Origin of the sequence: Thermosyntropha lipolytica DSM 11003 (assembly GCF_900129805.1) — a bacterium.
Lineage (GTDB): Bacteria > Bacillota > Syntrophomonadia > Syntrophomonadales > Syntrophomonadaceae > Thermosyntropha > Thermosyntropha lipolytica.
In genome coordinates, this window is record NZ_FQWY01000013.1 from 42,869 (window position 1) to 54,803 (window position 11,935).

Below are 11,935 nucleotides of genomic sequence, written 5' to 3' on the forward strand. Positions count from 1 at the left end.
ATGAGGCTTTTGGCCAGGAAGGGATAGGGATAAATTATATGCGGATTATGGGATTAGATGTAGGCGAAAAGAGGATTGGAATTGCTTTGAGTGACCCGATGGGCTGGACAGCACAAGGATATTCTGTGCTTACCCGCAAAGATCTGGGACATGATCTGGCAGAGATTAAAAAAATATGTGAAGAAAAAGAAGTAGAGGAGATTGTGATAGGACTTCCCCGTAATATGAATGGCACTTTAGGCCCTAAGGCAGAAGAGGTGCAAAAATTTGGAAGCAAGGTGATGGAGCATACCGGAATTAAAGTTACCTACTGGGATGAGCGTTTATCTACCGTAAGTGCGGAAAAGGTTTTGCTTGCGGCTGATGTCTCCCGCCGCCGCCGCAAGGAAGTAATAGATAAACTGGCAGCTGTAAATATCTTGCAGAATTATCTTGATTATATTAATCGGGCATAAAAAATATTTTTGATGGTTAAGTTTGACAAAGTGAAGAGAAAATAATACAATGACTTTAGTTTTAGGAAAAAGAGGTGACTTGATGAGCCACGAAGAATTTTTTGAAGAAGAAATTCCCGTTCTGGTATTAGTTGATGAAGAAGGAGTCGAACACGAATTTGAGCTTTTAGCTGAGCTGGAAATTGATGATGCTACTTACCGTGTATTAGTACCTTTACTGGCTGAAGAAGATGAGGAATCTGATGAGCTGGAGGTAATAATACTGAAAGTAGTTTATGATGAAGAGGGCAATGAATTCTTAAGCGACATTGAAGATGATGAGGAATGGGAAAAAGTAGCCGATGCCTGGCAGGAGCTGATGGAAAGCGAAGAGTTTTAATTTCTCGACATTTACCCGGGAGATTTCCCGGGTTTTTGCATTATTTTGGTTTAATATTCTATAAATATAGGCCGATATTATAATATAATAATGAAAGCTGATATTTTGATGTTAAATATATAAGTCGGTTGGGGGATAAGGGAGTTGGGAAGCAGAGTAAAAGGTGTTTTACTGGTTGCTTTAGCCATATTTTTAGGTATAGTGGCGGCGGTTTTTTTGTATTTTTATAATGTTTTTTATCATAGTGAGGTATTTTTGCCTGGAGTGCATGTTGCCGGCCTTCCCGTAGCAGGTCTTACAACTGCCGATGCCAGTTATAAAATGGATGAATACATAAAAAGAGCCATGGAAAAAAATATAGTGTTTTCCTATAAGGATTACCAGTATGTTTATCGCTTGAAGGATCTAGTTTATCCTTTAGATAGCCACAAGATAGTGGAGGAAATATGGGAAAAAGAGAAAAAAAGGAGCCTTAAGTCGAAAATATTGAATATGGATGGTAGCCAGAAAATAGATTATCCTGTCCTTCTGGCGTATAATCCTGATATCTGGGAAAAAATAACGGAAGAATGGAGACGGGATATAGATATATACCCCAGAGATGCCAGGTTAGAAATAAAGCCGCTCCGGGGACTAGTTATAGTACCGGATGAAGAAGGAAGAAAAGTTGATGAGGAAAAGACTAAGACGGGGCTGCCGCGCAGGCTGGAGGAAATTGCTGAGGAAAAGTATAATGTACCGTTAGTAGTCAACAAGGTTTCTCCCCGGGTTAAAGCCGAAGATTTTAAAAATATCGGGCTTTTATCTTCTTATACTACCTGGTATGATGTTTCTCTGCTTGACCGTTCCCACAATTTAGCTATGGCGGCTAAAGCTATAGATGGGAAGGTAATCCTGGCAGGTGAAGTTTTTTCTTTTAATGAGGTGGTAGGGGAAAGAACTTTTGCCAATGGCTATCGCGATGCTCTGGTAATAATAGGAGGAAAATTTATGCCGGGAACAGGAGGGGGAGTATGCCAGGTTTCTTCCACCCTCTATAATGCTGTTTTGCTGGCAGGATTACCGGTAGTAGAGAGGCATAATCATACCCTGGCAGTAGCCTATGTTCCTTTAGGGTTTGATGCTACGGTCGCGTATGGACTGCAGGATTTTAAGTTTAAAAACAGCACTCCTGATCCCCTTTATATAAGATCGGAAATAGGAAATGGCAGCCTGACGGTTTATATTTATGGGAATATGGATTATAAATGTAATGTAAAAACGAGCCATGTTATAGATAAAGTAATGGATTTTAAGGAGATAAGGGAGTTTAAGCCTGATTTGAAGGCCGGAGAGGAAAAGATAGAAACTAAAGGGAATCCCGGGTATATAGTGCGCAGTTTTCGGCATTTCTATGATAACAGTGGCAAGCTTATAAAAACCGAAATGCTGGCCCGTGATGTTTATAATCCGCTTAACCGGCTGGTTTATGTGGGACCGAAGAAAAATATTGCCCCTCCTGGGGATAAGAAGGGAGCAACTGCTGATGAAGAGAATAATGCCGATAGTGGAGCAAACCCTCCGGAAATGAATAATAACCAGGATATATTTCCGGAAGACCAGCTATAATGACGAGATGACAGAAAAGGTGAGGAAATGAGTGAAATTGTAAGGATGATGAAAGTTAAAAAGGAACTTTTGCTTCTGTTATTTTTAGTCCTGGTTGGCGGGCTTATCCTGGGCCGCTTTTACTGGCTTCATCTGCAGTATATGCCGGTAGATCCCCATGATAAGAACTATATAGATGTTTTTATACCTGAAAACAGCACGGCGCGTGATATAGCCGGGATTTTATATGAGGAAAAGCTTATTCGGAGCCGTGAAGCTTTTCTTTATTACTGCAAGAAAACAGGCTATGATAGCAGGTTAAAGGCCGGACATTTCCGCTTCAGCCGCAGCCAGTCCCTCAAGGAAATAGCCCGGGATATTGCGGAAGGAAAAGTGGTGATGATTACTTTTACCATACCGGAAGGATATACTGTTGAGCAGATTGGCGATATAGTAGTAAAAAAAGGCCTTTGTAGCCGGGAAGAATGGGAAGAAGCTTTGCGTAAGGATTATGATTATCCTTTTCTGGCTGAGGTACCATCAGGGGTAAAAAACCGCCTGGAAGGGTTTCTTTTTCCTGATACTTATGTAGTAGGGGAAGGGATAACAGCTTCTGAACTTGTTGCCATGATGCTGCAAAATTTTGCCAATATCTGGGAGAGAGATTTTGCCAGGGAAGCGGAAGGAAAGAGCATTTACCAGATAGTTACTATAGCTTCCATGGTAGAAAGGGAAGCGGTAGTCCCTTCGGAGAGGGCCAGAATTGCCGGGGTAATTTTTAACCGGATGCGAGCTGGCATGCCGCTGCAGATAGATGCTACGGTTTTGTATGCTCTGGGCAAACACAAGGAAATAGTTACTTATGATGATTTAAAAGTGGATTCTCCTTATAATACCTATCAAATAACAGGACTTCCTTTAGGGCCTATTGCCTGTCCGGGCAGGGAGGCCATAAAGGCGGTGCTTAATCCGGAAAAACATGATTATCTTTATTATGTAGCGCGCGGGGATGGAAGCCATCATTTTTCCCGGACTTATGCCGAACATTTAGCAGCTATTGCCAGGTATCAAAAGAGGTAGAAAAGGTTGGTGTATATGTTGAAAAGACCGGAGCTGGTACTTCCCGCTGGAGATTTGGAAAAGCTAAAAACCGCGATAATTTTTGGAGCTGATGCTGTTTATATCGGGGGCAAAGAATTCAGCCTGCGGGCCTACGCAGGTAATTTTTCCCTGGAAGAGATGAGGAAAGGCCTGAATTTTGCCCGGTTGCATGGTAGAAAGGTATATGTTACCGTAAATATACTTGCCCATAACCGTGATCTAACCAAAATGCCGTCTTATCTGGAAAAGCTAGAAGAGATGAAGGTGGATGGCATAATAGTTTCTGATCCGGGCGTATTAAGGATGGCTAACAGGTATGCTCCCTCTATCCCGAAAACTATAAGTACCCAGGCCAATGTAACTAATACCGAGACTGCTTTTTTATATAAAGAACTGGGGGCCAAACGGATTGTACTGGCACGAGAACTTACTCTGGAGGAGATAGGGGAGATAAAAAGGGATACAGGGCTGGAAATTGAAGTTTTCGTACATGGGGCTATGTGTGTAGCCTATTCCGGTCGGTGTCTGCTCTCCCATTATATGACAGGACGCAGTGCCAACCGGGGAGAATGTGCCCATCCCTGCCGATATAGGTATGTTTTGGAAGAAGAAAAAAGGCCGGGGCAGTATTTCCCTATTGAGGAAGACGAAAGGGGAAGTTATATTTTAAATTCTAAAGATCTATGCCTTATCGAGTATATTCCCCGGCTTATAGACATAGGGGTGGATGCTTTTAAGGTAGAAGGGAGAATGAAAAGCCCCCTTTATATAGCAAGTGTGGCATCTGTTTATCGCCAAGCTATTGAAGAATATATTGCAACAGGAGAAGCTTATAAAGAGGAAGAACTGGCAAGGTGGCTAAAGGAACTTTCCAGGACAGCCAGCAGGCCTTTTACCAATGGCTTTATTGAAGGGGAATCCCCTTTTATCCAGGATATAAATAAAACTGTCTTAAAAGACCGGGTTGCTTTCTGTGGCATGGTGATAGATTATGATGAGAAAAAACAGATGGTTAAGGTGGAGCAGCGAGCTAATTTCGGTGTAGGAGATGAAATGGAAATACTCTTGCCGGCAGGTGATGTTTACCAGTTTACTTTAACTGAACTTTATGACGAAGAAGGTCAAGCTATTGACCGGGCCCGCCATGCTAAACAGAAGGTGTTTTTTAAGGTGGATGTTCCTGTACCTCCTTATTCTATTTTGCGCAAGGGGGAGAACTTGAGTGCTTAAAGGTGATATATATGCTAAAATTGCTCCGGAAAATATTGACCGCATAACTAGGATTATCGAAGCTTATGAAAATGTAGGGATAGTTTCTACTGCTGACCGGAAGAATGGACTGGTAATTATAAGAGGAACAGCGGATACTTATGAGGAATTAAAAAGGATACTGCTTAATATGCCGTTTCGGGTAGAGATTGTAGAAGAAAAATAGAATAAGTCCCTCCTTTAAAGCGAATTATAGAGATAGTAAAGCTTTAGAGGAGGGTTTTTGTGTGTATGAGAATTCACCGCATCTATATGCTTATGTTTTTCTTTTTGTTTGTTTTTTCTGCTTTGACCGTAAAGATTGCTTACTATCAGCTGGTTAAAGGTTATACCTTGGCCTTAGAAGCCAGCTATATGCGGCAAAGGAGTATAGAATTGAAGGAATATGCCCGGGGAGAGATATTTGACCGCCATATGCTCCCTCTTACCAGTATTTCTACCGGTAAAGCTTTATACTGTTTGCCGCGAGAAATAATCAGCAATTCACCTTATTCTGACCAGGAACGTGCAGTAGGGTCGGCAGCCAGAATTTTAGCCCATATACTTAAAGACAGGAGTTATGATGACATATACAATAAACTGGAAAAGGGAATTAAACGCCAGGATACTTTTATACGCCTATTTGATGATTTATCGGAAGCTGAAAGGGAAAAGATAAACCGTTCTGCTCCAGCAGGGATGGTGGTAGCTCCGGTAATCAAAAGGTATAGAAGTGATGGCTTTTGCTGTCATGTTTTGGGGTATATAAATGGCAGTGAAAATAGAGGGGTAAGCGGGATAGAATATTTTTATAATGATGTGCTAAGCGAGTATCCGAATTCCGAAGAGCTTACTTCCGTGCTCGATGCTAGAGGAAAGGTCATAACCGGCCTTATGTTTAGGGTGCGTAAAAAAGAGAATGAAAATCGAGCAGGCGTAGTTTTGACTATTGATAAAAGGGTGCAGGAAATAGCGGAAGAGGCAGCCGATAAGTACATAAAAAAAGGAGCGGTGGTAGTTCTAGACGTACACAGCAAAGAGATATTGGCTATGGTTAGCCGCCCTAAATATGATCCCTATCAGATAGGAAAAATAAAAGATGATGAAAGCAGCCCTCTCATTAACCGAGCTCTGACTCCTTATCATCCTGGTTCGCTTTTTAAAATATTGCTGGCAGCTGCTTTTTTAGAATATGATGTGGCCTCTAAAGAGGAGGAGTATTATTGTGAGGGGGGATACCGATTCAATAATGGTAGGACTATTTCCTGCTGGAAAAAAGAAGGGCATGGATGGTTGGATCTGAGAGAGGCTTTTGCTTATTCCTGTAATCCTTTTTTTATAAACCTGGCCTTAAGGTTAGTAAGAGATAAAATAATGGAAATGGCTGAAAGGATGCATATTGATGAAGGGAAAATAATAGGCTATCAGCCTGTAAAAGATGCTTATGTGAAGATAGAAAAAGCTGATATGGCAGTAGCTAATGCGGCTTTAGGGCAGCAAGGGATTATGCTGTCACCCCTTAATATAGCTTCTCTTGTGGCTACAATTGCTGATGATGGCTATTTTGCACCGCCGGTTTTGGTAAAATACTGGATAGATAAAGAAGGAAGAAAAAATATTGTTTATCCTGAACCCAGGAAGAAGGTTATAAGCCAGGAAACAGCTAAAGAAATAAGGAAGATGATGAGGCTTGCTGTGACTGAAGGTACCGGGAAAAATGCGGAATTAATGGCGGTCAATGCAGCAGGCAAAACTGCAACCAGCCAGACAGGAAGATTTAATGAAGAGGAGGAGGAAATATTAAATGCCTGGTTTGGAGGTTTTTTCCCGGCTGACCATCCTCGTTTTGCCGTAGTAGTCCTGGTGGAGGAAGGGAAAACCGGGGGTACATCGGCAGCCCCTGTTTTTAAAGAGATAGGGGATGAAATGTGCAGATATTTTGATTTTAAATAAGATGGAACCAAAATTATTAAAAAAGATGAAAAATAAAGGAGAATCTAATTTGCTGTCGAATTAAAATAAAGTTTGGGCTTGAGAGTAAAAAAGGAGGCGGAAAAATGGAACATGTAACGGTTTTAAATAATCCCATAGCGGGGAACTGCATTAAGGCCTTAAGGGATAAGGAAACTAAAACTTCTGATTTTCGCCGGGCTTTGCGCACTTTAGGTTATCTTTTGGCGGTGGAAGCCTGTCAAAAGCTTAAGACCAAAGAAGATAAGGTAATTACGCCTTTAGAGGTGGAAGCAGTTTGCAGTTATGTTGATGACAGCCGGATACTTCTGGTTCCGGTTTTGCGAGCCGGATTGGGGCTGGTAGAGAGCTTTCTTACCTTTCTTCCTTCAGCACGGGTAGCGCATGTGGGTATGTACAGGGATCACGAAACCCTGGAAGCTAAACCTTATCTTAATAATGTTCCCCCTAATAAAGGAGGAATTGATCAGGTAATTGTTCTGGATCCTATGCTGGCAACCGGCAACAGTGGGGTTAAAGCCCTTGAATTTGTAGTGGAAAAAGGGTATAAGCCTGAACAGATAATATATGTTTGTGCCTTTGCGGCTGAACCGGGTATTAAGCAGGTTCTGAACAAGTTTCCCGGGGTAGAGATAATAACGGCCGTAATAGATCCTATATTGAATGACAAAGGCTATATTGTGCCGGGATTAGGGGATGCAGGAGACAGATTATATCTGTATTAGTATTACCGGCTATAAGCTAATATTTATTTGGAGGGATAAAAATTGGCCAAAAGGGAAATAGGGGTACAGGAAAGGCTGCCGTTTCTGCACACACTGCCTTTAAGTCTGCAGCATCTTTTTGCTATGTTTGGGGCTACGGTTTTAGTTCCTATAATATTTGGGGTAGATCCGGCTACGGTGCTTTTGTTTAACGGTATTGGCACTCTGCTTTATATTTTTATATGTAAAGGAAAGATACCTGCTTATCTCGGTTCAAGTTTTGCTTTTATTTCCCCGGTGCTAATAGTGCTTCCTAAGTATGGTTATGGTGCAGCTTTAAGTGGTTTTATTGCGGTAGGGTTAGTATTTATCCTGGTAGGGCTTATAATAAAAATAATGGGTACTAAATGGATTGATATAGTTTTTCCCCCTGCAGCTATGGGTGCTATTGTAGCGGTAATTGGTTTGGAGCTGGCTCCGGTCGCAGCTCAGATGGCAGGTTTTATTCCTCCCTCCGGATTTGAGGGGACCTGGGTTCCTGATCCTAAGATGATTACAGTTTCAGTTTTTACCCTGGCGGTTACCGTTTTTAGTTCTGTACTGTTCAGGGGTTTTTTAGCTATAATTCCGGTTTTGCTAGGTATATTGGCTGGTTATGTCTTATCACTGTTTATGGGGATAGTTGATATAAAACCTATTTTAGATGCCCCCTGGTTTAGTCTGCCCACTATTTATAGGCCAGAATTTAATCCTGCTGCTATAGCTATCATCTTACCTGCTGCCTTAGTAGTGATTGCTGAACATATCGGACATCTCTTTGTTACCCAGAATATTGTAGGGACTAATATGATAGAGGATCCTGGTTTGCACCGTTCCATCATAGGTAATGGTTTATCTACTATGATTTCCGGGTTTTTTGGCTCTACGCCTAATACAACTTACGGGGAAAATATCGGGGTTTTAGCTATAACTAAGGTTTACAGTACCTGGGTGATTGGAGGAGCAGCGGTTATTGCTATTCTACTTTCCTTTATAGGTAAACTGGCCATGGCTATAAGGGTTATACCTAGTCCGGTTATGGGGGGAGTATCACTTCTGCTTTTTGGGATTATTGCTGCTTCGGGTATAAGAATGCTGGTAGAAGCAAATGTTGATTATGGCAGGCCGCGTAATCTCATCCTGACTTCTATTGTTCTTATTATAGGAATAAGCGGGATAAGTCTGCAGCTAGGAGCAGTAGCCTTAAAAGGAATGGGACTGGCAACAGTTGTAGCTATCATATTAAGCCTCTGTTTTGCTGTACTTGATGTTTTAGGATTAACAGCTGATGAACAATAAAATAGTTTTTTTAAAATAAATCAGGCAGAGAAACTGCTCTCTGCCTGATTTATTTTTTATCTTCATTTAGGCGGTCTATGCTTTCCGAGATGGCATTAAGATTCTGGAAAAAGACTTCTACATCTCCCGGCATGTTGTTCCGCAAATATTTGTTGAATTTGCTTCCTTCAGCCAGTATTTTTTCCCCCAATTCCCTGCCTTTGGGGGTGATATAAAGTTTTACCACCCTTCTGTCTTCGGGATACAGCCTTCTTTCTACCAGGCCTTCTTTTTCCAGCTTATCTACCATAGTAGTCAGGGAAGAATTTTCAATCTGCGCCCGATTGCCGATTTCCGTAAGAGTTGACCCGTCTTTTTCCAGCAGGGTGAAAAGGATGAAAGATTGAGCCATATTAAGGCCAAATTGGCTCATCTCCTGGGTTATATATTTTTCTACTTTTTTCATAGTGGCTTTTAACTGGTAGCAAACAAAAGTTGTGAAATCTTCCATATATACCCCTTCCTTAAAGAATTTATTGGTTAACACTTATTAATAATGCGAAAAATACAGGTTAGTTGTCAAGATTAAATAGCTTAAGAAAAATTTTTTAAACTTTTTTCGGATTTTTAGTCAGTAATTAAACAAACAGGTATAGCATTTGTTAACAAACTAGGATATAATTGATGACAACTAATTACGAATCGAATAAAAAAACATAAAAATATACAAATCGTAATTTGTAATATGGAGGTGATGAACGGGATAGATTTTTCTATTTCCTTTTAAATGATACGCTAAAAATATAGCAGATATAAATCCCTTGATTAACTTTTGTCATTAATTTTTATTTTCTAATTATAAAACTAAAGACGCAAATATTCAATCTTATAAAAATAACCAGAATGGTATACAAATTGAAGATGAAAGGAGAATTTGGATTATGAGTGATATTGTCAAATGGCAGTACAAACAAAAGCTGATAACGGCAGACCAGGCAGTGTCGATGGTAAAGTCGGGAGATAAGATATGGTACAGCGAATTTGCTATGTTTCCCGAGACTTTAGATGAAGCCCTGGCCAAAAGGGTAGATGAGCTGGAAAATTTGCGGATTAGAAGTGTATGTTACACAAAGGTGCCGAAAATAGTTGAATTGGACCCGGAACGCAATCATGTTATCATGGAAGACTGGCATTTTAGCCGGATTTCCCGCAGTTTGCATGATAAAGGCCTTTGCAATTATATTCCTATATCTTATCATCAAGGGCCACGCATAGTTAAGAAATATGAGGAAGTAGACTATGCGTTTGTAATGGTAGCTCCTGTTGACCCTAAAGGATTTTTTAATTTAGGGACCTCTAATTCAGTTACGCCTGCTTATTTAAGTAAGGCGAAAAAGATTATTGTGGAAGTTAATAATTCGGTCCCTGTTTGCCTAGGAGGAAATAGTGAATCTATCCACATATCTAATGTTGATTACATAGTGGAAGGGAAAAATTCGCCTCTGTTCGAGCTGCCACCAGTTAAACCTACGGAAAAAGACTATATTATTGCTGAGTATATAATGAAAGAGATCGAGGATGGAGCTACTTTGCAGCTGGGGATCGGCGGACTTCCCAATGTTATAGGTGAGAAGATTGCCAAAAGCGATTTAAAAGATCTAGGTGTGCATACGGAAATGCTGGTAGATTCCTTTGTTGATATGTATAATTCGGGAAGGATTACCGGAGCGCGTAAAAATATTGATAAATATAAGATGGTTTATACTTTTGCTATGGGAACTTCCAAACTGTACAGCTTTTTAGACAATAATCCTATGTGCGCTATTTATCCGGTTAATTATACTAATGACCCTCGCATAATTGCTCTCAATGATAAAGTGATAGCCGTGAATAGTGCGGTAGAAATAGACCTTTTCAGCCAGGTATGTTCGGAAAGCTCAGGAACTAGGCATATTTCAGGTACAGGTGGGCAGCTGGATTTTATTTTTGGAGCTTTTGCTTCCAAAGGAGGCAAAGGATTTATCTGCCTTAATTCCACTTACACCGATAAAAATGGGGTAGTCCATTCCCGGATAAAACCAACTTTATCCCCGGGGTCGATTGTTACTGTACCTCGTTCGCTGGTACATTATGTAGTGACTGAATATGGCATAGTACAGCTTAAAGGCAAGTCTACCTGGGAAAGAGCCGAGGCGCTTATCAGTATAGCCCATCCGGATTTTCGGGATGAACTGGTAAAAGCAGCTAAGGAGATGAATATATGGACGAGGAGTAATAAGATAAATTAATAGGCAGAATAGGCAGCAAGAGGCTTAAGGCTTTGAGCTGCCTTATTTATTACCTAAAAAAAGGTTATAAAGAAAAATGAGTATATAAATATATACAAATACTTCTATCAGCCTAAAAACAAAAGCCCCTAGGGTATAACCGTACAATTGAGTAAAGGTGCGCTCGGGATGGTTTTTGCGCATAGCAGGGTAGGTAGTTATCGTATAGTAAATAAAATAGATAAGAGCACTTAGGGTGATAAAAATAATAAAGCTTTCCAAAACTGCAGCCAGGAGAGCAAGATTTTTGAGACCAGGTATAGAAGCTAAATGAGCTATGGCAGCTGTAGCCAGGATAAAAAATATTATATTTCTGATGGAGGCTTTAATTATTTTCCAAAATACCTGGAATTGATTGGACAAAGGGCATTCTCCTTTTTGGTTTTTGTTTATTATACCTAATAGATTTAATCTTTGTTAAGTTTTTTTTGAGAAAATAACATAATTTACCTGTCAACAAAAGTCACAATTTGTATTCTGCCTTCATATAGTATAAAGCGGTACTATTTATGGAGGTGGAATTATGAGCACTCTAAGTTTGGTTTTAGGATTACTGGCATTGATAAAGGGAGGCATTTTACTTTTTGGCTACCTTACCAGCCAGGTTTTCCCTAGGCCGCTTACGGAAGAAGAAGAAAGAGATTATTTAAGATGTTTTAAGAATGGGGATGAGGAGGCTCGCGACAGGTTAATCGAGCATAATTTGCGGCTGGTAGCTCATGTGGTGCGCAAATATGAAAACAGCGGAGAAGATATGGAGGATTTGATTTCGATTGGAGCTATTGGACTAATAAAGGCTATAAGTACATTTGATGAAGATAAAGGGGTTCGTCTGGCAACTTATGC

At 40.5% G+C, this 11,935-nt stretch carries 13 protein-coding genes; 11 read left to right on the forward strand and 2 right to left on the reverse strand.

Annotated elements, in window-relative coordinates:
• The first annotated feature begins 38 nt into the window (after window positions 1–38).
• The 9 genes from ruvX to uraA all read left to right on the forward strand — a co-directional run bounded on the left by ruvX (window position 39) and on the right by uraA (window position 8,783).
• A complete protein-coding gene (gene ruvX / locus BUB92_RS05135; protein WP_073091002.1) occupies window positions 39–455 on the forward strand; it encodes a Holliday junction resolvase RuvX in 417 nt (138 codons plus the stop codon).
• A gap of 49 nt (window positions 456–504) precedes the next feature.
• Entirely contained in the window at window positions 505–834 is a 330-nt protein-coding gene (locus BUB92_RS05140; RefSeq protein WP_423230197.1) for a DUF1292 domain-containing protein, read from the forward strand.
• A gap of 144 nt (window positions 835–978) precedes the next feature.
• Window positions 979–2,442: a VanW family protein gene (locus BUB92_RS05145; RefSeq protein ID WP_073091021.1), complete on the forward strand. Its 1,464-nt coding sequence runs from the start codon at window positions 979–981 to the stop codon at window positions 2,440–2,442.
• Window positions 2,443–2,469: 27 nt separating this feature from the next.
• Window positions 2,470–3,501: an endolytic transglycosylase MltG gene (gene mltG, locus BUB92_RS05150; protein WP_073091024.1), complete on the forward strand. Its 1,032-nt coding sequence runs from the start codon at window positions 2,470–2,472 to the stop codon at window positions 3,499–3,501.
• A gap of 15 nt (window positions 3,502–3,516) precedes the next feature.
• Complete coding sequence (locus BUB92_RS05155; RefSeq protein WP_073091051.1) at window positions 3,517–4,752, forward strand: U32 family peptidase C-terminal domain-containing protein; 1,236 nt, start codon at window positions 3,517–3,519, stop codon at window positions 4,750–4,752.
• Entirely contained in the window at window positions 4,745–4,957 is a 213-nt protein-coding gene (locus BUB92_RS05160; protein WP_073091026.1) for a DUF4911 domain-containing protein, read from the forward strand. The genes BUB92_RS05155 and BUB92_RS05160 overlap by 8 nt, the downstream gene beginning before the upstream one ends.
• A 65-nt stretch (window positions 4,958–5,022) precedes the next feature.
• Window positions 5,023–6,723: a peptidoglycan D,D-transpeptidase FtsI family protein gene (locus BUB92_RS05165; protein ID WP_073091028.1), complete on the forward strand. Its 1,701-nt coding sequence runs from the start codon at window positions 5,023–5,025 to the stop codon at window positions 6,721–6,723.
• Between the two features lie 104 nt (window positions 6,724–6,827).
• The gene (gene upp / locus BUB92_RS05170; RefSeq protein WP_073091032.1) at window positions 6,828–7,466 is read left to right on the forward strand and encodes a uracil phosphoribosyltransferase; all 639 of its coding nucleotides are present in this window, start codon (window positions 6,828–6,830) and stop codon (window positions 7,464–7,466) included.
• Between the two features lie 42 nt (window positions 7,467–7,508).
• A complete protein-coding gene (uraA, locus tag BUB92_RS05175) occupies window positions 7,509–8,783 on the forward strand; it encodes a uracil permease (protein ID WP_073091034.1) in 1,275 nt (424 codons plus the stop codon).
• 49 nt (window positions 8,784–8,832) lie between these two features.
• Here the strand turns inward: uraA and BUB92_RS05180 are convergent, their stop codons facing one another.
• Complete coding sequence (locus BUB92_RS05180; RefSeq protein WP_073091037.1) at window positions 8,833–9,273, reverse strand: MarR family winged helix-turn-helix transcriptional regulator; 441 nt, start codon at window positions 9,271–9,273, stop codon at window positions 8,833–8,835.
• Window positions 9,274–9,703: 430 nt separating this feature from the next.
• On the opposite strand from BUB92_RS05180, the gene BUB92_RS05185 reads away from it, so the two are divergent.
• Window positions 9,704–11,050, forward strand: a complete 1,347-nt coding sequence (locus BUB92_RS05185; RefSeq protein ID WP_073091039.1) for an acetyl-CoA hydrolase/transferase family protein — start codon at window positions 9,704–9,706, stop codon at window positions 11,048–11,050.
• A 42-nt stretch (window positions 11,051–11,092) separates the two neighbouring features.
• On the opposite strand, the gene BUB92_RS05190 is transcribed toward BUB92_RS05185, so the two are convergent.
• Window positions 11,093–11,452 carry a hypothetical protein gene (locus BUB92_RS05190; RefSeq protein ID WP_073091041.1) on the reverse strand — a complete coding sequence of 120 codons (360 nt, stop codon included), beginning with the start codon at window positions 11,450–11,452 and terminating at the stop codon, window positions 11,093–11,095.
• 160 nt (window positions 11,453–11,612) lie between these two features.
• On the opposite strand from BUB92_RS05190, the gene BUB92_RS05195 reads away from it, so the two are divergent.
• A partial coding sequence (locus BUB92_RS05195) for a sigma-70 family RNA polymerase sigma factor (RefSeq protein WP_143156869.1) occupies window positions 11,613–11,935 on the forward strand: 323 nt, incomplete at its 3' end.

Excerpts from the sequence above, each read along its gene's own strand:
- BUB92_RS05155 (WP_073091051.1), top strand. The coding sequence starts at position 3,517 with ATGTTGAAAAGACCGGAGCTGGTACTTCCCGCTGGAGATTTGGAAAAG.
- BUB92_RS05140 (WP_423230197.1), top strand. The coding sequence starts at position 505 with ATGACTTTAGTTTTAGGAAAAAGAGGTGACTTGATGAGCCACGAAGAA.
- upp (WP_073091032.1), top strand. The coding sequence starts at position 6,828 with ATGGAACATGTAACGGTTTTAAATAATCCCATAGCGGGGAACTGCATT.
- mltG (WP_073091024.1), top strand. The coding sequence starts at position 2,470 with ATGAGTGAAATTGTAAGGATGATGAAAGTTAAAAAGGAACTTTTGCTT.
- BUB92_RS05180 (WP_073091037.1), bottom strand. The coding sequence starts at position 9,273 with ATGGAAGATTTCACAACTTTTGTTTGCTACCAGTTAAAAGCCACTATG.
- ruvX (WP_073091002.1), top strand. The coding sequence starts at position 39 with ATGCGGATTATGGGATTAGATGTAGGCGAAAAGAGGATTGGAATTGCT.
- BUB92_RS05165 (WP_073091028.1), top strand. The coding sequence starts at position 5,023 with ATGAGAATTCACCGCATCTATATGCTTATGTTTTTCTTTTTGTTTGTT.
- BUB92_RS05185 (WP_073091039.1), top strand. The coding sequence starts at position 9,704 with ATGAGTGATATTGTCAAATGGCAGTACAAACAAAAGCTGATAACGGCA.